Here is a 25,493-nt window from a genome sequence, read left to right as displayed (position 1 = left end):
AATTTTATCATTTTTCTAGAAAAAGTCAATTATTATTCTTCATCGTCTGGCTCATCATTAAAACCAGCCGCATCTTCAAATAATTCTTCTGCTTCTTCTAATTCATCTTCGTCTTCTTCGATAACGATATCAGATTCATTGACTTCTTCTTCATCTTGAGGATCGTCTAAATTTTCTTCGTCGTCCTCAACATCTTCTTCAGTTCTTGCTTCGTCTTCCTCTTCTTCCTCTTCGCCAAGAAGTTTAAGATTTTTATCTTCTTCGTCTTCTTCATCCAAGATATCGAATTTTTGAATTGTAGGTGCGATTTTTTCTTCAATATCATCTACTGAATACCAGTCACGTAATCCCCACATATTTTCTCCGACATTTAAGAAACGTCCATCTGTGTTTAAGTCAGTGTAGAATTGAACAATACGATTTTCTAAATGTTCATTATCTTCATAGTGTCCTAAAGCTTTAAATTCATCAATGATATCGTATAAGTTCATTGTAGTCCCTTTTTCTTCTAATAAAGTATGGGCCATATCGATGAATGATTTTTCGTCTACCATTTCTTTTGTGTAGTCTTGAATTTTCATATGTTCTATTACTCCCTTTCAAAGGCTTTATCAATTCAATCACAAGTTTACTTATTTCTCATGTTAACAAATGTAAATTATAAATGACAATGCCCTATTTCGCAATGCTAATGATTACATTTTTAATAAACGATATATTTTTCAAATTTTACATAATCTTCAGTTTGCAAAGTTGCGACAAAATTACTGTTCAAACATAACGGTTTTAATTCATTATGTTCACCAAATAAAACAATATCTAAGACTTCTATTTCAGGATATGTTTTTCTGATATATGTCACTAACTGACGTAACGCACTTTCTGCGATACCTTTATGTCGTTTATCCTTATCCACTTCTATACCTCTGATATGCATACGGTTTTCTGTTGCTTGCAAGGCAATAAAACCTACTTTTTGACCGTCCAGCATTAAATGTACTGTATCGATTTCTTTATCAGGTTGTTCATCGGGTGCTTTCAACTTTAATGATGAAACATATTTAGAATCTAAATCTAAATAGTATAAACGTTCTTCACCGATTGGTCCTTCTTGTTTTGTCGCAGTATGCATAAACCCTGCACGTTCATACACATTCCACGCTGCTTTATTTTCAGCATCGACCACAAGGTATAAATGGTTGAAATCACTATAAAGTGACTGAACATAATTTGGCAGATTCATCATAATCTTCGTGCCGTAACCATTTCCTTGGAATTTTTCATTAATAGATAACGAACGGACATAGACGACATGTTCTGGTGTGTCGTAACCTTCGTGTTGATAATATTGATGTAAAACAAAGAAGCCGACCACTTCCCCTTTTTGATTAATAGCTATATTCGCGATACGGTCTTTGTCTTTTAATGCATCGTCTAATACTTGTTTTGGTAAAGAAGAATAAATCATCTGTCTTTCTGACAGTTCGAAATCTTCGACTTCTTGATGGTACTTTGGTTCGTATGGCTGAACGATAATATCTCCAAATTGCTTACTGTGTTTCATATACATCCCCTACATTTCTTATTTACTGCAAGTTCAATTAGTGTTTCCCTATGCGCTATGCTGAGAAACAATTTGAGAGCCAATTAACACCGTATTGGTCTCTGACTTGACCATGCATTGCGTTGAAAAAAGTTTTAGTAATCGGCATGTGTGGATCTCCACCAACACTCAACGCATCATATACACGTTGTTGTTCTGTAGAATCTTCAAATGTCAGAAGCAGATTCACATCTTCATTACTGAATGGTTTGCCATAATTGCTCGATAAGTGCAATACAATAGCATCAGTAATGTGAACTTCTGCGTGCAACACTTGTTCTTTTTGTTGATTTAATACTTTAATCTCACCGCCGAAAACACTTTGATAGAATTCAGCTGCTTTTGCAACATTTTCTACGATAAGGTATGGACTTAATTTCATTTTTTATTGTACACTCCTTAACTTTGCTTTTTTCTTTCTCTTTTGATTATACTATTAATGATTACATGTCATACATAATTTTGAGGTGAAACTATGAAAATCGGTATTGATGCCGGTGGTACATTAATTAAAATTGTCGAAATCGACAACGGGCACCGTACTTTCAGAACGAAACGTACTGATGAATTAACAGAAGTGATTGAGTGGTTGAATCAACAACCTTGCAGAAATGTTTCTTTAACCGGCGGTAAAGCACAAATGATTAAAGATCAATTAGATTTCCCTGCACAAGAATTCGTTGAGTTCGATGCAGCTTCAAAGGGTTTAAATATGTTATTAGAAGAACAAGGTCATTATTTAAAAGACTACATCTTCGCCAATGTCGGAACAGGCACATCTATGCACTATTTTGACGGCCAGACACAAAGACGTGTCGGAGGTATCGGTGCCGGCGGCGGTATGATTCAAGGTTTAGGATACTTATTATCTGGGATTACAGATTATCAAACTTTGACAGATACCGCAGAACAAGGTGACCGTGAATTTATTGATTTAAAAGTAAAACACATCTATAAAAATAGTGAACCGCCGATTCCAGGTGATTTAACAGCCGCAAACTTCGCACATGTGATGCGTCATCTAGATAAAGAAGTATCAACCGCAGATCAATTAGCATCAGTAATGGGTGTCGTTGGAGAAGTTGTCACAACCATGGCCATCACACTCGCAAGAGAGTTTCAAACTGAAAATGTGGTGTATATCGGTTCTTCATTCAACAATAATCATCTTCTACGCAAAGTTGTAGAAGATTATACTGTCTTACGTGGTTTCAAGCCTTACTATGTTGAAGGCGGCGCTTTTTCAGGCGCTTTAGGCAGTATCTACTTAGGAAATCCAGCGTAATGTACATCAAATAAATAGGGAATAAGGCAGATTTTAATCATAGCCTTATTCCCTATTATGTTCTCTATCTATTTAAACAATTTTAATAAGATAATTCATTTTTCAATGTTTGGGCTGAAACTATCGAACCTACAACATTCGGTTTTAAGTTGATGCCGACGCCGTTATCATCATCTCTTAATTGATCAAGCCATTCACTGAAAACTTCTCCTTCAACTTGATCTACATCGCATTCTTCAAAATCTTCATCGCGCACTTTCAATGCAGATTGGTAATCACTCCACACTGGCATGAAGTTAGGTTGGTTTTCCCCGTTATTGCTGATAATAATAAACTGTTTATTTCCTTTATCAGTCAGACCATAAACATCATCTGTTTTCGCAGTAATTCGCGCAAATTCAACTGTACGAATACGATCCAGTTCTGTCATAATTTGTTTTGTGGCTTCATAAATATCAATGAAATGTCCGTCTAGTTCATCTGTAACATTGACTAAGACTTTATCCCCTTTATCAAATAAGTCATCCATTTCACTTGTCACAAAGCGATCTAAATCACGAATAATAATTTTATCGTAAGCATCTTTACGGTTTTCAAAATAAGCTTCTGCTAATTCTTTCTTTGTCCAAAATAGCGCAATGGCATGTCCATCTACATCTCTTCTAACCATTTTTCTATCTTTGACTGCAATATAGTACGTTTCATTTACAAGCAAATCTATGAAAAACGTTTCGTATTTATAATCCATAGTAAACCCACTTTCTCTATAGTTGTGTATCAATGCAAATATAAAATAATAAACTTAAACAGTCAATCTAATACGATTTATGTTAAAGCAAAACGGCTAAAATCACACAGGATTTTAACCGTTTCACTAAAACTCTATATTAATCGCCTAATTCTTTTAAGAATGCTTTTTCATTTAATTCAATTTCTTCTCTTGAGCTGCCATGCCAGATACACGCAAAACGAGAATTCACTTTATCCTTACCATACCAATCACCATCATAATAAGATAATGGATAAATTTTGCCCTGGCGGACATATTTCATAATCGTGCGATAAAATTTCGTATTATCACCGCGTGAGAAATAACTATAGAATTTATGGAAATCTCCAGATAATTCATCATCTAACAGCAACATGCTTGTTGACCCGTTTTGACGGAAGTTTAAATCAATCGCATAAACATGACCATACTTATCATAAAGCAAGTCGAAACCTCCGACACCATAGAAACCTTCTTTAATACCGTTTTCCATAATTTCGCGACCCGCTTCAATCACAGCTTGCGGCACCTCTTCCACCGGTACACTTTGATTTCCGTTATAGAAACCATAATCATCTGTGATTTGTTCGGCTGTTCCTAAATATTTCAAACCGATTTGATCTGAGTAAGCAAATTGTACACAGTAATTGGCGATATCATCCACTTTTTGTTCAATAATCATTGTTTCTGTTTCATCTAATGCTTGATGAACACGTTCAATTGCTTTTTCTAAATCTTCTTGGTTATAACAGATCATCACGCCATAGCCGCCGGCTGTCGGTAAATCATCGCCCGGTTTTAATACAATCGGTAAATCCCACTTCTTCACTGCTTCTTCAAAATCTTCTACCGCCACAACTTCACGTTTCGGCAAATATTTACCGTTTGTCCACTCTGGTATACGTGCTTTATTGTTGAGCGCAACAAACGTATCTTTATCCAGCGCATAATCTTCTTTAGGTACAATGTCTTCACTATGCACATATTGGAAGTATATCTTCTTGTTGTCTTCTTTCGTTAACGAACGTAATAAATGTTCATAACTAGCTTGGTTATGGAATTTATAAACATTGCTTGGCACTTCTTTACCGACTTCGTTGAATAACTGTTTCAACTTATCAGTGACACTCGCTTCATGCACAATCACCGGCATTTTATTCGCAATTAATAATTCACGACCTGTTAAGAAGTTAGATTGATGCTCATCAGGCTCTAACCAAGGATTAGAAACATACGATGGACGAGACGTATAAACAATAGACTCATCATATAAATCACTTAAAGTGACCTTAGGTTGTTCTGAATGTTTTCTAAGTTCTTTTAATGATGCTTGCTTCACTTTTCTGACATGTTGTTCTTTAATTTCTCTCAACAATTCATTGTTTTGAATTAAATCTAAGCCCATACGTGCTAAAATATCCGCACCTTTAATTAAGGCACTATCACCATGGTCAGATGCAGCAGCTTCTTTAAATTTGTAAGTATGTCCTACTAAATTGCTTGGCCCGATTTTAATATGTGCATGTAACGTCGGTACGATATGACTGACGTTACCCGTATCAGTAGAACCGTAACCGAAGTCATCTTCACTGACTTCTTCTCCTTTTTGACGGGCATAATGTGCAAACAGTTCATCTAATTTAGGTGTTAAGATAAATTCGTTCACGCCATTTTGAATCGGTTTGAATGAATAGTCACAACCTGTCTGCAATGCGGCACCTTGAGCAATTTGACCTACTCGGTGTGTTAACACATCTAAATCTTTACGTGTTGTTGCACGTGTATAGAAACGTGCATGTGTAAAATCAGGAATAATGTTGGCTGCTTCTCCACCATTTAAAATCACACCATGTACACGTTCACCTTTTTTAATTTGTTGACGTAATTGTGCTACACCATTGAAATAGCTGATCATCGCATCTAAAGCGTTAATCGCTTCATCTGCATTTTCAGAGGCATGCGCACTTTTACCGTAGAATTTAATATCTAAGACATCTACTGCTAATGTATGGATTGTTTTGTATGTTTCATTACCAGGGTGCAGCATCAAAGCAACATCTAATTCATCAATGATACCTTCTTTAACATAACTCGCTTTCGCACTCCCGTTTTCTCCGCCTTCTTCAGCTGGACAACCTAACACAACCACTTGTCCGCCTACTTTATCGATAACTTGTTTTAAAGCGATACCAGCTAACACACTTGTTGTACCGATAATATTATGACCGCATGCATGACCTAATCCAGGAAGCGCGTCATATTCTGCTAGGAAACCAATCGTCGGCCCTGGCTTGCGACTATGATATTGAGCAATGAAGCCAGTCGGATGACCTGCGATATCTTGTTCAATTTCAAAGCCGTATTTCTTTAATTCTTGCATTAATAAACCAGAAGCAAAGACTTCTTGGTTTCCTAGTTCTGGTCTTTCATGGATTTTATGACTGATATCAATAAATTCTGACTGTTTCGCATCTATAAATTGTTCAATATGAGTTTCAAATGACATTTTAGTGACTCCCTTTATTTTTCAAAGATATATGTGTCTTTAAGGTCGTTTTAACACGATTTGGAACGCTTTTACCTTGCGTTCTCATCCCCTTTTATATCTTTATCAGTAAAATTGATTACTAAACATTTTAAAGGTTTTTCATGACTTTGTCATCCTTTTTCTTAATTTTCAACAAATTTATCCCGAGTAAACTGATAAACTTTTCATTGAAAGTGTATTCGGTAAAATTGTAAATGCTGCTTAGCCTTGTTACAATAAGACATGAAGAACTAAAGGAGGTTTAGTTTTATGCCTAAAATGAACGTTGAAAGTTTCAATTTAGATCATACTAAAGTTGTTGCACCATTTGTGCGCTTAGCAGGTACAAAAGAAGGTCAAAACGGAGATGTAATTAAGAAATACGATATTCGTTTCAAACAACCAAACAAAGAACACATGAAAATGCCTGGTTTACATTCATTAGAACACTTAATGGCTGAAAACATCCGTAACCACACAGACAAAGTCGTAGACTTAAGTCCAATGGGTTGCCAAACTGGTTTCTATGTATCATTCATCAACCATGATGACTACGAAGATGTATTAAACATCATTGAAGCAACATTGAAAGATGTTGTTGCGGCTAAAGAGGTCCCTGCTTGTAATGAGGTACAATGCGGTTGGGCAGCAAGCCACTCATTAGAAGGTGCACATGAAATTGCACAAGAAATGTTAGAAAAACGTGACCAATGGGATAAAATCTTCAGCGAAGACTAATCCTGGTCATTTGATGCGTTAATAGTATGTGAAGCCCCGCTTCAAATCAAAAATTGATTTGAGACGGGGCTTCTTTTTGTTTGCTATTAAAATTATGAATAGATTGCTTTCATCTATTCTCTGTTTTTTAGTTTGTCTAATAATAATGAGAGTTTGTAGAGCATTGGGCGAAGCGGTTTAATAAAATCTCCAATATACTCTTCTACGTGTGCATTAAATCCTTCTTTGAATTTTTGTACACCATAGTCTTCTGCATTATCAGAGAAATCTCCTGTAATACCGTAGAAATTATAACGGTCAATACCTTTCTTCTTCGCAAATTTAATCATTTCCCATTGTAAACGGTATGCGCCCATAAACGCATTATATTGAGGATTCGAACCACTAGAGAGATAGTAAACTTCGTGCTCATTATAAAGATAAAGCGCAGCTGCTAAGTTTAAGATGTTGCCATCTTTTTCTATCATCGCTTGTGTTTCTTTGATTTTACGTTCGTTACTATTAAATTGTTGCTGCAGTTGATTAGCTCTGCTTTTTGATTTCTTAGAGTTCGCACTTTCTTTCAACTTCTCATTCACTTCATCTAAATCACTTTGTAATTGTGCGTGTTTCTCTTTCAACTCTTTTAAGTACGTATGCAAATCGACATATGCTAATTTTAAGAAACCACGATGACCATAAACCTTTTGCATTTGTTTAAAATAATCCAAACCTCTAAATGTGAAACCGTGTTTCTCTTCTGCCATTTTAAACAATTCGAAGAATAAAGGTGTTTCATCAATAGAAAGTGTACGGACTTGTACACCCATTTCATAAGTCTTTTTAATATTACGTCTTGTTTGATAGTCCATTTCATTGAGTAACTGCGTTTCTGATTTTCCTTTTAAATCTAACACAGACAACCATCTGATTTGACTCATAGAAGAATAACCAGTGGAATAGCCTTGATGTTTGTAACCTAACTTTTCCAATGTTTGAATCAACTGATGATTATCAAATTGTTCAATGATTTCACCATCAGGTTCTCTGATATTTTCCAAAATATACGGATCGACAAGTACATATAACCCTTTGTGTTTTCTTAAATAAAGTGTCAAAGACGCAAAGAAATATTCCACAAGTTTAATATTCTTATAATCCATGACAGGTCCGCGATGTGTATAGAAGTATTTAAAGAAGCGCAAACTTCTCGCTTCTGTTAGTAAACACGCCGCAATAACTTCATTATTTTCATCTTTAACTCCTACTAGGTGCACATCATGTTGTGCCTTATTGCGATTATGATAATGTTTCGCTGACTGTGTATAATGTGAAAAATGTTGTTTTGTATAATTATCAAACTCTGTTTCAGATAAATTTGTGAAGTACATGTTGCATCTCCTTCGGTGTTTTATACACAATAATAGAACTGAAATGTAAATATTCCAGTTCTATTATCATATACCTTAATTAATAATTCCCCATAACGGGCCTAATGTATTAGAATTTTTATCCCATGTTCTAACTGGTAAATATATTCGTTTTCCTGAATATCCAGTATATACAACCCATACATGTCCATCTTGTTTCATGACTGTATCATACTTAATTGTTTGACCAGGATGTAACACACCTGATTGTGGGTTACTTCTAAATGGCCCATTCAATCGAGTTTTAATATCATAGTTTGCTGTAAATGATGCTGATTCTGCTTTGTAATAAGTACCTTTGCCATCAACTTTATAAGTACTGTTAGTTGATGGTGCTTGTACGCGATTAACCGGCGGAGTATAACCAGAAGTATTACTACCATATCCATATTGTTTTAAAAATGGTATTGGATTTTGTGCATAATTATTACCTAACCCACCAACCATTCTTTGGAAATGCAAGTGTGGACCTGTTGAGAATCCTGTACTACCTGATTTTCCTATAATTTGTCCAGTTGAGATATAATCTCCGACCCTAACATTTAATTGACTTAAGTGCATATACCATTGGTAATGGGAACCATCGGGCTCTTTTACACCAATTTGATTACCGCCACCATAAGGGCTCCAACCAGCTTCAATAATTTTACCACCTGTAATTGCTCTTACTGGAGTCCCAATAGGCATTGCAAAATCAGCCCCATAATGCATGCCATTATTTATGTTTAAATTATAATGTCCATATCCAGCAGTCAATTGATATTTCGTAAGCCATTGAGCTGATGCATAGGGTTCCATACTTCTTGTAGTATATCGAGGAGTACTTTCAACAAAGTTAAGATTACTTCTTGTATGAAAACTATTTTTATATTCTCGTTGAGAAACTGTATTTTTATCTAAATACGATTCAAAATATTTCTTTTCAGGATTAACAAATTGAATGTTGTTTTGCAATTGACTATCTATCATAGTACTTGATTCATTTAAATTGTTGTTTTTTGATATATTCTGATTGCTTTCAACTGAATCAACTTTTGCTTTTGAAACTTGATTTTCAGTTACAGTATCATTAGTTGTTTGTAATTTCGAATCAATTTTCACCTCGTTATTTATAAGCAATTCTCCATAATTAACTTGGTTTTCTTGATTAATTTCTTCTGCTGCATATGCGTCATTATTGTAATTGGAAAGAAAAACTCCACCTGCGGCAAGTGTTGACGTTAAAATAAGCACTTTAGTGTTTAATAACTTTTTTCATTGATGTCCATTCTATTGCTTCCTATTAATAATAACCACTTAAAGATTACCACTTATTTATGTTCTGCGCAATTATAAATAAGAACATTTCATAATAAAACATTCTTAAATTCAATGATTGCCACGTACAAAATAAAAAGGGGCTGGGACATAAATCCAGTCTCAAATAAAAGCCAAGGAGAATTTTTAATGATTTCCCTCGGCTTTTTATATAAAATACTCATATTATTTTAAAAAAATAAAGCCCTCACGTATAATTAGAGAATAACCACAAACCCAATCATTGGAGGAACTTTATGTATAAAAATTATAACATGTCTCAACTCTCACTGCCACTAACGACTGACTTTAATTTTCCTAAAAATGACACAGCATTAATTGTTAATGAAATTGTAGAAGGGATTTCTGAAGATAGATTTATTAGATATCAAAATCGTAGAGGTGCTTAATCTTATAATTCACGTATGATGCTTAAAATAATTCTATACGCATGTAGTAATTCGATATTTTCCGGTCGGAAAATTGAATTTGCTTTAAAGGACAGCATTAGGTTTATGTGGTTAGCTCAAGAACAGACACCTAGTTATAAAACTATTAATCGTTTCCGTTCTAATCCTAAAACCAATGAATTAATCAAAGAATGTTTTACAGAATTCAGAGAGTTTTTAGTGACTAACAATTATATAGATGAAGATGCTGTTTACATCGATGGCACAAAAATTGAAGCTGATGCAAATAAATATACTTTTGTTTGGAAGGCCAACACAGAACGGTATAGTAAAGCTAATATAAAGAAATCGAAAGAAGTATACGACGACTTAATGGTAAATGAACTTTTATCGAGTTTAAAAGAGGAATTATCTGAAGAACTACAAGTCCATGATTTACAGGCAATCGAAGATTGCTTAATTCAAAAAATTGATGCATTAACTGAAGAAATTGATGCTAGTAAGGATACTGGAAAAAGAAAAATAATTCGTTCAAAACGTACGCTTTTGAAAAAATATAAAAAGGTAGTAAGTGAGTGTAAAGAGAAAAATGTGAAATACGAAGAACAAAAACGAATTTTAGGTAGTAGAAATAGTTATTCCAAAATAGATCACGATGCAACTTTTATGAGAATGAAAGATAATCATATGAGAAATGGTCAATTAAAAGCTGCATATAATATTCAAGTGGGAGCCAATAATCAATTTGCATTAGCGTTTGGTGTCTATCAGAATCCAACAGATACAAGAACCTTAGAAAGGTTTTTATATAGAATTCAAGAAATAAATGGTGACTTACCAGAAAATATTGTATGTGATGCAGGATATGGCAGTGAAAGTAATTATGGAATGATAATAGATGTATTTAATAGAACGTCTTTGATGCCGTACGGCATGTTTTTAAAAGAACAGAAAAGAAAGCATAAACACAATACTTATAACTCATTAAATTTGGAATATGATGAGAAAGATGACAGATATATTTGTCCTCATGATAGGCTTTTATTCTTTTCTGGATATAGATTTCGAAACGATAAGTATGGATATCAATGCCAATTTAAAGAGTACAAATGTTATGACTGTGTGAGTTGTCCACTTAGAGATGAGTGTATGAATCCAAAAACCAAACTTGATACCTTAAAAAACAATCAGAGGAAATATGGTTTGGGAATACTATAAACATTTCAAAAGAGAAAAGCTTTCAGATCCAAAAACTTCATCAATTTATAAAAGAAGAAAAATTGATGTTGTAACTTTTTTGTAAGCTAAAGGCTAATTGGGGTTTCACTCGAATGTATGTAAGGGGTATTCGAAAAGTTGAAACAAAAGTTGGCATAGCATGTACGGCCGTGAATATTAGGAAATTAGCAGCTCTACGAGCTGAAAATTTCTTGAACAAAATAAAAAAGAACGATTTTCATTTTATATGTGAAAGTCGTTCTTTTTATCAGATTCCAGAACAATTATGTCCCGGCCCCTTTCATAGATTTAACCACTTATTCATTTAATAATCAGAATCTGATTCTAATCCTTGAATAATTTGTACACCAGCACTTGCGCCTACACGAGTTGCGCCTGCATCTAGCATAGCTTTGAAGTCTTCTAAGTTACGAACGCCGCCTGAAGCTTTGACTTCTAATGTGTCGCCAACGACTTCTTTCATTAATTTTACATCTTCAACTGTCGCGCCGCCGCCAGCAAAGCCAGTAGAAGTTTTCACAAAGTGTGCACCTGCTGCTTTACTTAATTCAGATGCTTTACGTTTTTCTTCATCTGTCAGTAACACTGTTTCGATAATCACTTTAACGGTACGACCATCAGCAGCTTTAACAACCGCTTCAATATCTTGTTGTACCTCATCATAGCGTTTGTCTTTTAATGCACCGATATTAATAACCATATCTAATTCATCTGCACCATTTTTCACTGCATCTTCTACTTCAAATGCTTTTGTCGCTGTTGTATTTGCGCCTAATGGGAATCCGACGACTGTACATACTAGTACGTCAGAATCTGCTAATGCTTCTGCCGCATGTTTCACGTAAGTCGGGTTGATACATACAGATTTAAATTGATATTCCTTTGCTTCTTCAATCAACTTATCAATTTGTTCTAAAGTAGTATCTGGTTTTAATAAAGTATGATCAATATACTTCGCATAATTCATTTGTATACATCCTCCAATTTGGTTGTTTACTTTCACATATAATATAACGTATTCAATTATCATTTTACCAAATATTTTAACTCGCTAAAATATAAGAGATGTTCAACTTGTTTCAATTTCACCCTTTTAATGAAATCATACCTGAATTGTCATTAAATAAGCCCAACTGTGTATAGTAATTCTCGCAAATTATAGGCTTGCGTGTTATCTTTAACTTAACTTATTTTTTATTAAAGGAGCAGATAAATATGACTCAAGGTACACCGCATATTCAACCAAATGGTGCTAAAATCGCGAAAACAGTTTTAATGCCAGGTGACCCGCTGCGCGCAAAATATATCGCAGATAATTATTTAGAAGATGTCGTACAATTTAACGAAGTTCGTAATATGTTCGGTTATACAGGCACATATAAAGGTAAAGAAGTTTCAGTAATGGGTTCAGGTATGGGGATTCCAAGTATTGGTATCTATTCATATGAGCTTTATAACACGTTTGATGTAGATACAATTATTCGTATCGGTTCATGTGGTGCATTACAAGAAGACGTAAATCTTTACGATATTATTATTGCACAAGGTGCTTCTACAAACTCTAACTATGTAGATCAATACAACATTCCTGGTCATTTCGCACCATTAGCTGACTTTGATTTAATGGTCGAAGCTAAAAATGTTGCAGACAAAGTCGGCGCAACGACTCATGTTGGTAATATCCTTTCTTCTGATACGTTCTATAACGCTGACTCAACATTCAACCAACAATGGCAACGTATGGGTATTTTAGGTATTGAAATGGAATCTGCAGGTTTATACTTAAACGCAACTTATGCAGGTAAAAAAGCATTAGGTATCTTCACAGTAAGTGACCACATCTTACGTGATGAAGCTACAACACCTGAAGAACGTCAAAACTCATTTACACAAATGATGGAAATTGCGTTAGAAATCGCATAATCTATTCAATATATTTTAAGGCGAAGCTCAACTCAGCTTCGCCTTTTTTTATAATTTCATTTAATATTATTTCTTATCATAACCATAATCTAGATATTCTTCTAATGTCTGATGTTGATTATGGATGTCTTTCGCATGTTTAAGGCCGACATATCTGAAATGCCAAGGTTCATATTGATAACCTGTAATATGTTCTTTACCTTTCGGATATCGAAGAATAAAACCATATTCATGCGCATGTTCAGCAAGCCATTTACCTTCAGGTGTTTCACCATATGCTTCTAAGAAATCTTTATTTCCTGGTGGTGTGCCCACATCGAAAGCTAAGCCTGTTTGATGTTCAGAAAAGCCAGGTCTAGCACTATATTTATCAGCGGCTTTCTGACCATCACGAGCCACATAACTATTATAAAGTCCGACTTGTTCTTGATAAGATCTGAATCCGCTGCGATAGACAATATTTAATCCTTCTTTTTTCGCATCTTGCATCATTTCATTTAAATGTTGTCTCGCTGTTTGATTTTCTCCACGATTATAGTGTTTTGAAATCGATACCTTTTTATTCACTAACATTAAACCATCAACAGTTGTCACACCATTTTTCTTGTTCACTTGATGTTGTTGTTTAGGTTGTGGTGCTTTTTTAGTGTCTTGTTGTGCTGATTGCTTGTTCTCCTTGTTGTCGTTTTGTTCTGATGTACTGCCGCAAGCTGTTAATAATAAACTAGCAGCCAAAGTACCCGCAATTAATTTATTCATCCCGTTATCACCTCATCAACTTTCACATCTATATTATAGAACGCATAATATATTTTTCAACATCCTTTTATGAAACTTTAAAATACTTTCACAAAAGAAAAACCAAGCCATGGTTCTTCTTGACCACGGCTTGGTTTTATCATTATAAGTTATTTGATTGGTGCTTATTTGCCTAGGAATGATTGGAACATCCAGTTGTGTTTATCAACTGATGTTTGTAATGCGATTAACATATCTTGAGATACATCATCTTCTGCATCTCCTGCAACTTCTACTGCTTTAGCAAGTTGTTCAGAAATGTTAGTGAAGTCTTTAGAAATTGATTGAACCATATCTTCAGCAGTTTTTTCTGATTCTGCTTCATCTACAATTGCTACATCTAAGCTATTTTTCAATGTCGCAACTGGGCTGCCGCCGATTGCTAAGATACGTTCTGCTAATTCATCAATGTGTTCACTTGCTTCGTTATATAATTCTTCAAATTTAACGTGTAATGAGAAGAAATGAGGACCTTTCACAAACCAATGGAAGTTGTGAATTTTTGTATATAATACTGTCCAGTTTGCTACTTGTTCGTTTAATACATTTACTACATCTTGTTTATTTGCCATAAAAATAATCGCTCCTTTAAGTTGTCGTTTTCTCTCTTTGTAATGATTATTATATTATAATAATTCTAATCTGTAAAGCTATATCTCCTCTAATTTAAAATTATTATAAACTATAGTTCTAAGATGTTGTATCTGCTTTCTCTATTACTTTACCCTGCTTGGAAGCTTTTAACACATTAATAACACTTATTACTAAGCCATTTAAAAGGATGTGACATTTAATGCTTGTCCATTATAAACAAGTAGTTCATTTTATTTTCATTCTCAATTAAATATTCTTAGGCAATTCAATAAAGAATGAGCGTTCATAATCAGTAGGTTCTTGCCATTCTGCATGCCACATCTTATCTCGATTATTCGCAAATAAATCATAACCGAAGTTACGCAATGGTTTCGGTACAAGTGTTAATAGGACACCTATCCATTTTTCTTCTGTTAATGACATCAACAGTTTTGCGATAGCTGTAGATTTGAAATAAAGATGTTCCCCTTCTTGCAGTACGACAGTATTCATTTTTAATATACCTGGATGTCTGCGTTCTAATTCTTGGCCTGCAGTACCTTTTAATGTCGCAAACTCATAACTTTTAGATAAACCGTGTCTAATTAACCATATTGCATAGTTATAGCAATACACACAGTTTGCATCATAATAAATAATCGGCATTCTATTACTCCTTTCTCGTTCAGTCTTTCATCTATTATTTAATATACCCGTTTAGAATTACCATTAATTTTTCATTAAAAAAAGTCTTAGATGGGACGTAACCCTCTAAGACTCATATCTATATTAGTCGTGATTTACTTTGACAATTCGTGCATATTTTAAGAATTGTTCTGAGTATTTTTGTTTAATCGTTTCTAAATCATCATATGTGACACCGATGATATGCCAGTTTGGATTAAAGTGATAGAAAGAATCTTTATCACGTGACCATCTGATCATAGAACCATCTCGATTATAACGTGGCAATGTCACTTCATAGCCTTCTAACACATTGATATACGTTTGGAAAATATCTGGATCAATACGATTGAAGTTATCAATGACTAAATAACTGCGATCTGTTCTCGGCATCAATTCTGTAATGAAACCTTCTCTGTAATAAAGCGCTCCTGCTTCATTTGGTAAATACTTTCCGTATAACATATCTTCAGAGAAGTCAGGATGTCCTGTGGTAATAACAGGTTTTGCATTGGTTTTTTGTAGTAGATTCTCTGCAGCTTTTAAGCCTTCTGCACGATCTTTATCTTGAATCACTAATAAAATAAATGGTTTAATTTCATCTTCTGTTTGTGCTACAGCATCATCTTTTTTGATGGCTTCAAATTGTGGTTTCACACTATCATTACGACTCATTTCAAGAATCGCATCGAATTGTGCTTGAGACATACTTGCGATGGCCTGTTTGGCATTTTCTTGTAAGTAGTACAAGTTCTTTAATCTTGGATGTTTATTTAACGTCGCTAAATTTACCGAATTGATATCTTCATCATAGCGGACTTCAATTGCGGTACTATTTGTACGTCCTTGAATTGGCGGCAACTCACGAATATGTTGTGTTACTTCACCTAAACCTACCACAGAATGATCCGCATTACGGTTATAAAAAACAAGTTTATCGCCAATTTCAAGTTGCGTGTAGTAATGATAGCCGTTACGTTTAATCCCGTTGAACGTATGTGTAAATAATGTATACGTTTCACCCGGTTCAAAGTCTTTGGTTTCAGCTAAGAAGAAGTATCTCGGCACTTGTGTAGTCCCTTTACCAAGTTGTTCAATTAATTCAAATTCTTCTTTAGCGATTTGATTGAACAATGTTTCTTTCATGTTATTGATACGAAATTCTAACTGTTCACTGCGTTTTAAGTAATCTGCAGTTAATGGTTTCAAAGCTTCAGTTAAACGAAATTGTACGCGGATTTTGTGTTGTGCACCTGTTTGGACACTGATGATTTCACCGCTTCCAAGCAAACCAGCATCTGTTTGAACTTGATAAAAGATGACTTTATCACCTGGTTTTGCTTTTTTAAATGCTCGAAAGCCTTGCGTAGGATTGAATTGTGCCCCTGATTCAAACAATGTCGTCTGACCTACTAAAGGTTCATTATGATTCCAACGATTATAACCGCAGTTCAGCCAGAAATAGTTTGTTTCTTCACTCATTTTGATACTGCTCCTTCTTCATAAATATATATTGATTTAAGTGCAATATACGCATTTCGCGGCTGTTAGCTTCAACCCTATATTGCAAATCTCATTCTAGCTATTTATATCAAATGCCTCTCTTTGATACAAGTCAAACTCATTATCTCGGCATTAGTAAAATTGCCATCAACGGCATGAAATTAATTAAAAATCCGCCTAACTTCAACATGTTGCTCGTTTGTTTATCTGGAATAGTAAGTAATACACATAGAATTCCTAAAATTGAAAACGCAGCTGGAATCATCAAGTTTGGATACTTAGGGAAATTCATAAAGACCCCTGCACCTGATAAAATACCGCAAATTAAAGTGATATATAAAAACTTGCGCATGCTGTTACACCTCTGTTTCTTTAAACATACGTAATCATAACTGTTAAGTCACCTTCAAAGATGTTATCTAAATCCTCAGATGTCAGTATAAAACTGCTGCCTGACGCAATTTCATAAACATCACCATCTGTAATCAATTGGCCTTCGCCATGTAACACTGTGACTAAACAAAACTCTCTTGGCTTCATATAATTTAATGTTCCTGTGATTTCCCATTTAACGACTGTAAAGGCATCATGTGTAATATATGTTGTTCGTTTATGATTTTCAATAATTTCTGATTCTGGTATCACATTCGGACTATCTTCACGTACTTCAACGACATCTTTGGCTTTATCGATATGCATATCACGCGGTTGCCCTTGTGCATCTACACGTTCATAATCATAAATACGATATGTGACATCAGAAGCTTGTGTTACTTCATACACGACTAATCCTTTACCAATCGCATGGACAATACCATTAGGTACGAAGAAAAAGTCACCTGCTTGAACTGGGATATGTTTAAATAAATCCTGGTGTTCACCTTGATCTAAAGCTTCTACAAAGTCATCTTTAGACTCTGTATTCAAACCATAGATAATTTCAGCATCTTCATCCGCTTCAATAATGTACCAGCATTCCTTTTTACCGAAATCTCCGTCTTCATGCTCATAGGCATAAGCAGTATCTGGATGTACTTGTACCGACAACGCTTCTTGTGCATCTATCATTTTAACCATTAATGGAAATTGAGCACTTGGAAAATCTCCAAATAATTCTTTATGTGTTTGCCAAACATAGCTAAGTGTTTGACCTTTAAATGGACCATTTGAAATGACACTGTCACCATGTGGGTGCGCAGAAATCGTCCATATTTCTCCAATATCTGATTCAGGTAATGAATAACCATATTTTGATAAATGGTGACTCCCCCAAATTCTTTCTTTAAAAATCGGGTCTAAAAACAATGGCATTGAAACTGTCCACCTCCGCTACTTTTTCAAACCGTACCTTATTATGTATCGATATCTTTATCTCTGATTTCTTGATGGATTCATTCATGTTAGCGTTATCTAGCATATTATAACAATATTTTGTTCAGGGTGGTAGTATCCATAATTTTTTTACAAAACTTAATCATCAAAATTTCAATCAATGTATGTTTTTTTCACATTCTTTTTTATACTTTTGATATTTTTTATCATTTTCTCTATTAAATCTACATTTTCTGTTAATTATTGCTTGTGCTAGCTGTCTGTTACCCTTTATAATAGAAGTATGTTAATAATACCTTAACATATGCTACATAAGGTAATAAAAATGATTAATATCGAACGGGTTGCTGATGCAGCTCACACTGATAAAAAATTTGCATAAGGACCTAAGCCCTGGAAAAGCTTAGGTCTTTTTAAATACAGAGAAATCCCCGAGTCATACTGTTAATTGTATGGTTCGGGGATTTATGCATTTTTATATAATTAATTTATGGTTTCTAGATATCTTCTACAACAATATAAGCCGCTTTCACTGGACCATGTACACCCACAACTAAATTCATTTCGATATCAGCTGAGTTAGATGGACCAGTAATGAAGTTTACACATGATGGGAAACGTGCATCTTCTTGGTTTATATCGAATAAGCCGTCTGCTGCTTGAGTAAATCTTGGAACAATATTCGATTTAGGAATAATCGCAATATAAGTTTCAGGCATTAAACTTACTGCACGACCGCGTCCTTTGCCTGAGAATAGCACGATTGTGCCGCTTTCACTTAAACAATAATCACTGAAAGTAATACCCACTTGTGCAGTTTGTGCTGCTGCTTTACTTTCTTCAGGACGTGCTTCATCCCATACTGTTGTTTCAAATGCGCTTAAATCAATGTGGTATTGATCAAAGCGTGGATCATCAAAACGTACAACTGGGTTGCCGCCAAACTGTTCAATTGTTTCTTTCAATGTTTCATTCAATTGTGCTGTAGTTGTTTTCACAAATGCAGTATGAATGTTTTTACATTCTTGTTCTAAGTGGTCGACTAATTCATCTTGTGATAAGTCAGATAAAGTTTTGTATTGTGGTTGAACTGACCATTCAGGTTTGATGACTTTCTCTGGTGTTTTACGTTCTAAGGCGTTTTGAATATTTGCTAGGAATTTGTCTTTATTAGAAACTGAACCAGTCATTAGTGATTACCCTCTTTCTGTTTCAAATGTTCTTTCATCCAGTGATTGAAACGTTCTTTTTCAGGTGTTGGGAAATCTCTGGATTGTGTCCAAGCGTGTAATGGTTTTGGACCTTTTTCAACCCAACCGTCTTTATTCGCAAACGGTTTGAGGGCTGGTCCTGCCATTTTGATACTATATTGGAAAAGATGCGGTTTAGTTGTACCGATACCGAAACCTTTCATAACCAGACGTTCACCTAATGCTGATTTTTTAAGTTCTTCTGCTTCGACTTGACGGTGTTTTAAGAGTAAGTCGTGAAGCGGAATTTTAACTGGACATGCTTCAGAACATGCGGCACATAGTGATGATGCATATGGTAATTGACCATATTCTTCATAACCGCCGAGTAATGGTGATAAAACTGCACCGACTGGTCCTGGATAAATAGAACCATAACTGTGGCCGCCTGAATGACGGTACACTGGACATACGTTCATACATGCACCACAACGGATACATTGTAAGATTTCTTGGAATTGTGTACCTAAAATTGTTGAACGTCCATTATCTACGATAACTAAATGGAATTCTTCTGGTCCGTCGATTTCACCTTCACCACGAGGACCTGTTAATGTAGTGACGTAACTTGGTAATTTTTGACCTACTGCACTACGAGATAACATACCGACTAAAACTTCCATTTCTTTAAATGATGGTACGATACGTTCCATACCCATAACTGTGATTTGTGTTTTAGGTACAGTTGTAGACATACGTGCATTACCTTCATTGGTAACTAAGCAGAAGCTGCCACTATCAGCAACCGCAAAGTTACATCCTGTAATACCGACTTCTGCAGCTAAAAATTTTTCACGCATAATTTTACGTACAAAGCGTGCCATTTCTGTCGGATCATCAGTACCTTCATAGCCTTCTTTCGCATGTAACACACGACGGATTTGACCGCGGTTTTTATGCAATGCAGGTGCAACGATATGTGATGGCGGATCTTCTTCATCAATTTGCAGTAAATATTCACCTAAGTCAGTTTCAACAACTTCAGCCCCTGTATCTTGTAGGACATGGTTCATATTGATTTCTTCAGTAACCATGGATTTTGACTTCACGATTTTTTTAGCATTTTTCTTTTTAACTACTTCAGCAATATAATTAGAAGCTTCTTCTTTTGTTTCTGCGAAGTATACATGACCGCCAAGTTTCGCAACATTTTCAGATAACTGATTCAAATAATAATCTAAGTTTTCTAATGTATGTTGACGAATTTCTGCAGAAAGTTGACGCCATTCTTCCCAGTTGCCAAGTTCTTCTTGTGCTTTTAATTTTTTAACTCTTAAGCCATCTTGTGCAGAACTTACTGCACCACGCATGAATTTATTTTGTTTCTCAACTTTGAAGGCTTCTTTGAATGTTTTTTCTCCGATACGCATACCCATCTTAATGCACCGCCCCTTCAAGTTGATGATTCAACACTTCCGCAATATGAAGTACTTTTACTTTACTATTGATACGTTTTAAACGTCCTTCGATATTCATTAAACAGCTGGCATCAGCACCGATTAAGTAATCAGCCCCTGTTTCATCAACGCAATGTGCTTTTTCATCAACCATTTCACTAGAGACATCAGCCATTTTTACAGCGAATGTACCACCGAAACCACAGCAGTTATAATACTGAGGTAATTCTACTAATTCTAATCCTTTCACATGACTTAATAGTTCTTTCGGTTCATTCACAACGCCTAATACACGTGTGATATGACAAGATGGATGAATTGTTGCTTTACCTTCTAATGATGCACCAACATCTGTTACACCTAATACATTAACGATAAATTGAGTAAGCTCATAAGATTTATCTGCCAATGCGATAGCTTCTTTATGCATTACAGGATCCTTTTCAAATAAACTTGGATAATGTTTAAACATAGTAATACAAGAACCAGATGGTGCGACAACATAATCTGAATCTTTAAATGCTTTAATCATTTGTTTAGCTGATTGTCTTGCATCATCAAAATAACCTGAGTTGTAAGCTGGTTGTCCGCAGCATACTTGTGCTGTCGGATAATCTACTTCACAGCCTAGTCTTTCAAGCAATTCCACTGTCGCAACACCAATGCGTGTATGGAAAGCTTCAACTAAACAAGTTGAGAATAAACTGACTTTCATATTTTACACCCTTTCCCCGCTCGCGCATGTTACGTGAACGTATATGCCCTATTAAATTTTTAATGATTTCTGGATTCTTAATCATTAATGCAGCAGTGATCATCCCCACAACGATTACTGTTTAGATTAAGAATAGAAACGATTACTCGTACATTATAGCGCTATTTAAACATCTAGTCATCAGATGTTTAACAATTTGTTCAAACTTTTTTGATTTCGCGAACAGTTTTTAAGCAAAATAAAAACAAGCCTCTATTTCATGAGACTTGTTCCTAATGTTTATTTTTGGCGAATATTTTCTAGAATTGTATCACGTACTTCTGCTAAATGTGATTTCATTTGTTGAACAGCTTTATCTGAATCTTGTTGTTCAATCGCTTGATATATCTTTTGATGTTCTTCATATAAACGGCGTAATGCTTTCTCTTTATCAAATAAATACACTCTGCGCGTTTCTTTCATTGTTTCTTGAATCACATCAGAAATATTATTCAATAAATCAAATAACATCTCATTTTGTGCTGATCTGGCAATTGCTAAATGGAACTTTAAATCAGCCGCTTCACCTGATGTTCCATCACCTACTGCTTTCTGCATCAATTGCAATGCAGAAGATAACGCTTCTAAATCTTCATCTGTTCGGTGTGTCGCAGCTTTTTGTACTGTCGCAAGTTCCACAACTTCTCGTAACTCTAATAAGTCTTCAATTTGTTTGCGCGTCAAACTTGATTCATTCAAATCAAAGAACACCGGTTCTTTTTTAGTCACGAACGTCCCATAGCCTTGTTTGATTTCAATGACCCCGATTGTACGTAACGCATTAAAAGCTTCTCGTACAGATGCCACACTGACACCGTAGTCTTTTGCTAACGCTTGAATGGAAGGCAATTTGTCCCCGACAGCATATTCACCAGATTTAATTTGTTCTAACAAGATGTCGGCAATTTTTTCATATATCTTTGTTTTCGAAATTTTCATCGACTTTTGACCTCCATAGTTTTATCTTCTTAATTATAACAAATTCCTTCATAAACTTACTATATTACATATAAAAAAGAAGGCCATCAAAGACCTTCCTAAACAAATTTTATAATCATGATTATTTGTTTTGATAATATTGAGTCAACGCTGTATCAATTGCTTCATCGCCACTAACGACTTGGAATTCTCCGCCTTGATATGCTTTGTCGCTCAAGACATTTACTATGACAGATGCAACGTCTTCACGTGGCACACTGCCTGCTTCTTCTAACTGAGCAACAATCGTTACTTTGCCAGTACCTGGATCATCTAATAAAGCACCAGGATGCACAATCGTATAGTGCAAGCCTGAATCACGTAAATGATTATCTGCATAATGTTTCGCAATAGTATAAGGTTTTAGTTCTGGTACACTATCAAACGCTTCACGACGAGAATCAAATGTAGAAACCATCACAAAGTGTTTCACGCCTGCTTGTTTACTTGCTTCAATAGCTTTAACTGCACCATCCAAATCAACAATAATTGTTTTATCTGCACCAGTACTGCCACCTGAACCAACAGAGAAGACCACTTGTTCAAAGCCTTTAAACTTCTTCGTAAGATCATCAATCGTATCATTTTCAACATCTACAAGTTCTGCTTGATAACCTTCTTCTTTTGCTTTACTCACTTGTTCTTCTTTACGATAAGCTGCTGTTACGTCTTGGTTTGCTTCTTTTAATTGTTTTACTGCATAATGGCCAACACCACCATTGGCACCTAAGAATAAAATACTCAATGACTTCACTCCTTATCTGTTTTAACTCTTTTTATTAGTTATATGCTATGACTGTTCCCTTCATTTGTTAACCCAAAACAGACATTGTTTTCTGATATTGACTTATACATACAATCGATGTACATTATATATGAATACATGTTCATATATTAATAAGAGGAGTGAAAGTAATGTCACATCAAGAATTAAGCGGCCGTACACTCGCACAAGTGACGGACATTTTCAAAGCCTTAAGTGAACCCAACCGTATCCGAATTATGCATTTACTTGAACAAGGCCCTTGTAGTGTAGGTCACATCAGCCATACGCTCAAACTTTCGCAGTCAAATGTGTCGCATCAATTAAAGGTACTGCGTCACGCTGAATTAGTTAAAGATCAACGACAAGGTCAATCTAAAATTTATATGCTTGATGATCAACACGTAGTTACACTGCTTTCACAAGCCATCCATCATGCAGAGCACCCGGTTGATTAGAAAGGAAGTTTTATTATGAATCATTCTCATGAACATGCACATCATCACCACCATCATCATGTGCATACCGACAACAAATGTGTTTTAGCTTTTTCTTTTATTATTATCGCATCCTTTATGGTCGTTGAATTAATCGGAGGATTCTTTGCGAACAGTTTAGCCTTGCTATCAGATGGTGTACATATGCTTAGTGATGCTTTTTCTCTTGGCTTAGCATTATTCGCATTTAAATATGCTGAACGTCATGCGACCATGAACATGACCTTTGGTTATAAACGTTTTGAAATCTTAGCTGCTTTATTTAATGGTGTCTTATTACTCGTTATCAGTATCGGCATTATGATTGAAGCCATTCGAAGATTTGCAGCACCTCCTGAAGTTCTCTCTACTGAAATGTTTATCATCAGTGTCATTGGTTTAGTGGTCAATATTGTAGTGGCTTGGATTATATTGCGTGGCGGAGATACGGAACATAATATTAATATGCGCGGCGCATTCTTACATGTCTTAGGTGATTTACTTGGTTCATTAGGTGCGATTGTTGCCGCATTCTTAATTTGGGCTTTCCATTTTACTATCGCTGATCCTATTGCAAGTATGTTGGTGTCTTTATTACTCCTTAAAAGTAGTTACGGTTTAATCAAAGATTCACTTAATATCTTGATGGAAGGTACACCCAAAGATATCGATATTGATCAAGTGGTTGAAACGGTACGTGCTGAAACAGAAATCCAAAATGTGCATGACTGTCATATTTGGACGATTTCTAATGATTTAAATGCATTCAGTTGTCATGCAGTCGTAAGTGATACATTATCTATCAAAGAGTGCGAGGCATTGCTTAAACGTATTGAACATCAATTAAACGAACTTAATGTGCATCATATGACGATTCAATTAGAGTCTGACCAAAATGAACATAGTCGCGAAACATTATGTTCACATGTCGTGACACCTTAAAACATTCAAATGAATATTTATATGATATTAAAAAACGACGTCTCATCAATCACTGAAACGTCGTTTTTTAGTCTTTTGTTAATAAGCGTTCTCTATTGAATAAATTTATCAAATATCAATTGTTGACCTGGCACATCTTTTTGTTCGAAGCCATCAATGAAACGTGTATTATCATAAGCTACTCTGACATGTTCGATATTGAATTGTTCAGGTGTAATAGTCACAATACCATATACTGTATAAGGTGCACGATTCAATCCTACTGAACCTGGATTAAAGTAAGCAACATCTTCATAAATAAAATGATGCAACGTATGATTATGGCCGAATAGAATCAAATCCGCTTCTTTATCTTTAAATAGATGTGCCATATGCGATGCTGTCGGTTCAACAATTGGACTGAACGGCACTTTATCTATAGGTTGTTCTAACATCATATTTTCAATTTCATAATGAATACCTAATACTTTTTGGCCGGCCACTTCTAAGTTAAATGTTCTCGGTAATTGATTTAAATACTCGTAATACTGTGGGTTTAAATGTTCAGCAACCCAATGATGATGTTCGTAAAACTTATCTTTTAAATCTTCTGGATATGGTGTTTGATTGATGACTGACATAATTGCTTCGTCATGGTTGCCTGCAATTGATGTAATATCATCGCGTAAAGTGACCATACCTAAAACTTCATTTGTATTATGACCGATTCCAATAATATCTCCTAAATTGTAAATATGATCAATATCCCCTCTTCTATCAATGTCTCTTAAGACTGTAGCCAATGCATCCATGTTTCCGTGGACATCTGTAAATACTGCAAATTTCATACTATCACCCTCATTAA

The 25,493-nt window shown here is 35.0% G+C and carries 25 protein-coding genes and 2 pseudogenes; 6 read left to right on the top strand and 21 right to left on the bottom strand.

Annotated elements, in window-relative coordinates; genetic code table 11:
• Positions 1-32: 32 nt before the first annotated feature.
• The 3 genes from rpoE to CD112_RS12510 all read right to left on the bottom strand — a co-directional run bounded on the left by rpoE (position 33) and on the right by CD112_RS12510 (position 1,985).
• Positions 33-581 (bottom strand): DNA-directed RNA polymerase subunit delta, encoded by a 549-nt coding sequence (gene rpoE / locus CD112_RS12520; RefSeq protein ID WP_002481808.1) that lies wholly within the window; start codon positions 579-581, stop codon positions 33-35.
• 122 nt (positions 582-703) lie between these two features.
• Positions 704-1,570: a GNAT family N-acetyltransferase gene (locus tag CD112_RS12515; protein ID WP_162496172.1), complete on the bottom strand. Its 867-nt coding sequence runs from the start codon at positions 1,568-1,570 to the stop codon at positions 704-706.
• Between the two features lie 49 nt (positions 1,571-1,619).
• Entirely contained in the window at positions 1,620-1,985 is a 366-nt protein-coding gene (locus CD112_RS12510; protein ID WP_002481810.1) for a VOC family protein, read from the bottom strand.
• A 93-nt stretch (positions 1,986-2,078) separates the two neighbouring features.
• On the opposite strand from CD112_RS12510, the gene coaW reads away from it, so the two are divergent.
• Positions 2,079-2,888 (top strand): type II pantothenate kinase, encoded by an 810-nt coding sequence (gene coaW, locus CD112_RS12505; RefSeq protein WP_002481811.1) that lies wholly within the window; start codon positions 2,079-2,081, stop codon positions 2,886-2,888.
• An 82-nt stretch (positions 2,889-2,970) separates the two neighbouring features.
• On the opposite strand, the gene CD112_RS12500 is transcribed toward coaW, so the two are convergent.
• The 3 genes and pseudogenes from CD112_RS12500 to CD112_RS13830 form a co-directional block, all read right to left on the bottom strand.
• Positions 2,971-3,636 (bottom strand): DUF2750 domain-containing protein, encoded by a 666-nt coding sequence (locus tag CD112_RS12500; RefSeq protein ID WP_070626503.1) that lies wholly within the window; start codon positions 3,634-3,636, stop codon positions 2,971-2,973.
• Positions 3,637-3,775: 139 nt separating this feature from the next.
• A complete protein-coding gene (gene ldmS / locus CD112_RS13835; RefSeq protein WP_231724100.1) occupies positions 3,776-4,996 on the bottom strand; it encodes an L-aspartate--L-methionine ligase LdmS in 1,221 nt (406 codons plus the stop codon).
• Between the two features lie 9 nt (positions 4,997-5,005).
• Positions 5,006-6,163, bottom strand: a pseudogene (locus CD112_RS13830) (M20 family metallopeptidase); the annotation flags it as partial.
• Between the two features lie 291 nt (positions 6,164-6,454).
• On the opposite strand from CD112_RS13830, the gene CD112_RS12490 reads away from it, so the two are divergent.
• Complete coding sequence (locus CD112_RS12490) at positions 6,455-6,922, top strand: S-ribosylhomocysteine lyase (RefSeq protein ID WP_002481814.1); 468 nt, start codon at positions 6,455-6,457, stop codon at positions 6,920-6,922.
• Positions 6,923-7,035: 113 nt separating this feature from the next.
• On the opposite strand, the gene CD112_RS12485 is transcribed toward CD112_RS12490, so the two are convergent.
• Together CD112_RS12485 and CD112_RS13895 are read right to left on the bottom strand one after the other, a co-directional pair.
• The gene (locus CD112_RS12485; protein ID WP_103364407.1) at positions 7,036-8,292 is read right to left on the bottom strand and encodes an aminoacyltransferase; all 1,257 of its coding nucleotides are present in this window, start codon (positions 8,290-8,292) and stop codon (positions 7,036-7,038) included.
• A gap of 75 nt (positions 8,293-8,367) precedes the next feature.
• Entirely contained in the window at positions 8,368-9,564 is a 1,197-nt protein-coding gene (locus tag CD112_RS13895; protein ID WP_269147997.1) for a peptidoglycan DD-metalloendopeptidase family protein, read from the bottom strand.
• A 320-nt stretch (positions 9,565-9,884) separates the two neighbouring features.
• On the opposite strand from CD112_RS13895, the pseudogene CD112_RS12475 reads away from it, so the two are divergent.
• A pseudogene (locus tag CD112_RS12475) lies at positions 9,885-11,615 on the top strand (IS1182 family transposase).
• On the opposite strand, the gene deoC reads toward CD112_RS12475, so the two are convergent.
• Positions 11,581-12,243 (bottom strand): deoxyribose-phosphate aldolase, encoded by a 663-nt coding sequence (gene deoC / locus CD112_RS12470; RefSeq protein ID WP_060804032.1) that lies wholly within the window; start codon positions 12,241-12,243, stop codon positions 11,581-11,583. The pseudogene CD112_RS12475 and the gene deoC overlap by 35 nt on opposite strands.
• 248 nt (positions 12,244-12,491) lie before the next feature.
• Here deoC and deoD point away from each other — a divergent pair, with 248 nt between their 5' ends.
• Positions 12,492-13,199 (top strand): purine-nucleoside phosphorylase, encoded by a 708-nt coding sequence (deoD, locus tag CD112_RS12465; protein ID WP_002481817.1) that lies wholly within the window; start codon positions 12,492-12,494, stop codon positions 13,197-13,199.
• Positions 13,200-13,265: 66 nt separating this feature from the next.
• Here deoD and CD112_RS12460 read toward each other — a convergent pair whose 3' ends face one another.
• From CD112_RS12460 to CD112_RS12410, 11 genes are all read right to left on the bottom strand, one after another.
• Positions 13,266-13,958, bottom strand: coding sequence for a D-Ala-D-Ala carboxypeptidase VanY (locus tag CD112_RS12460; RefSeq protein WP_002481818.1), 693 nt, complete (start codon positions 13,956-13,958; stop codon positions 13,266-13,268).
• Positions 13,959-14,122: 164 nt separating this feature from the next.
• Complete coding sequence (locus CD112_RS12455) at positions 14,123-14,569, bottom strand: Dps family protein (protein ID WP_002481819.1); 447 nt, start codon at positions 14,567-14,569, stop codon at positions 14,123-14,125.
• 268 nt (positions 14,570-14,837) lie between these two features.
• The gene (locus tag CD112_RS12450) at positions 14,838-15,236 is read right to left on the bottom strand and encodes a thiol-disulfide oxidoreductase DCC family protein (RefSeq protein WP_023016315.1); all 399 of its coding nucleotides are present in this window, start codon (positions 15,234-15,236) and stop codon (positions 14,838-14,840) included.
• Positions 15,237-15,359: 123 nt separating this feature from the next.
• Complete coding sequence (locus CD112_RS12445; RefSeq protein ID WP_070626507.1) at positions 15,360-16,736, bottom strand: EVE domain-containing protein; 1,377 nt, start codon at positions 16,734-16,736, stop codon at positions 15,360-15,362.
• Between the two features lie 142 nt (positions 16,737-16,878).
• Positions 16,879-17,109, bottom strand: a complete 231-nt coding sequence (locus CD112_RS12440) for a hypothetical protein (protein ID WP_002481822.1) — start codon at positions 17,107-17,109, stop codon at positions 16,879-16,881.
• 20 nt (positions 17,110-17,129) lie between these two features.
• A complete protein-coding gene (manA, locus tag CD112_RS12435) occupies positions 17,130-18,068 on the bottom strand; it encodes a mannose-6-phosphate isomerase, class I (protein WP_057510761.1) in 939 nt (312 codons plus the stop codon).
• A gap of 518 nt (positions 18,069-18,586) precedes the next feature.
• Positions 18,587-19,279, bottom strand: coding sequence for a LutC/YkgG family protein (locus tag CD112_RS12430; protein ID WP_103364406.1), 693 nt, complete (start codon positions 19,277-19,279; stop codon positions 18,587-18,589).
• Complete coding sequence (locus CD112_RS12425; protein WP_023016320.1) at positions 19,279-20,715, bottom strand: LutB/LldF family L-lactate oxidation iron-sulfur protein; 1,437 nt, start codon at positions 20,713-20,715, stop codon at positions 19,279-19,281. The genes CD112_RS12430 and CD112_RS12425 overlap by 1 nt, the downstream gene beginning before the upstream one ends.
• Position 20,716: 1 nt before the next feature.
• Complete coding sequence (locus tag CD112_RS12420) at positions 20,717-21,451, bottom strand: (Fe-S)-binding protein (protein WP_023016321.1); 735 nt, start codon at positions 21,449-21,451, stop codon at positions 20,717-20,719.
• A 279-nt stretch (positions 21,452-21,730) separates the two neighbouring features.
• Positions 21,731-22,429 (bottom strand): FadR/GntR family transcriptional regulator, encoded by a 699-nt coding sequence (locus CD112_RS12415; RefSeq protein WP_023016322.1) that lies wholly within the window; start codon positions 22,427-22,429, stop codon positions 21,731-21,733.
• Between the two features lie 121 nt (positions 22,430-22,550).
• Positions 22,551-23,213 (bottom strand): SDR family oxidoreductase, encoded by a 663-nt coding sequence (locus tag CD112_RS12410; RefSeq protein ID WP_103364405.1) that lies wholly within the window; start codon positions 23,211-23,213, stop codon positions 22,551-22,553.
• Between the two features lie 170 nt (positions 23,214-23,383).
• On the opposite strand from CD112_RS12410, the gene CD112_RS12405 reads away from it, so the two are divergent.
• A complete protein-coding gene (locus CD112_RS12405) occupies positions 23,384-23,689 on the top strand; it encodes an ArsR/SmtB family transcription factor (RefSeq protein ID WP_002481828.1) in 306 nt (101 codons plus the stop codon).
• A gap of 12 nt (positions 23,690-23,701) precedes the next feature.
• Positions 23,702-24,649 carry a cation diffusion facilitator family transporter gene (locus CD112_RS12400; protein WP_162496178.1) on the top strand — a complete coding sequence of 316 codons (948 nt, stop codon included), beginning with the start codon at positions 23,702-23,704 and terminating at the stop codon, positions 24,647-24,649.
• Between the two features lie 92 nt (positions 24,650-24,741).
• Here CD112_RS12400 and CD112_RS12395 read toward each other — a convergent pair whose 3' ends face one another.
• Positions 24,742-25,476: a metallophosphoesterase family protein gene (locus CD112_RS12395; protein ID WP_103364403.1), complete on the bottom strand. Its 735-nt coding sequence runs from the start codon at positions 25,474-25,476 to the stop codon at positions 24,742-24,744.
• Between the last annotated feature and the right edge of the window lie 17 nt (positions 25,477-25,493).

Origin of the sequence: Staphylococcus simulans (assembly GCF_002902285.1) — a bacterium.
GTDB lineage: Bacteria > Bacillota > Bacilli > Staphylococcales > Staphylococcaceae > Staphylococcus > Staphylococcus simulans.
This window is presented reverse-complemented; position numbering and strand designations above follow the sequence as displayed.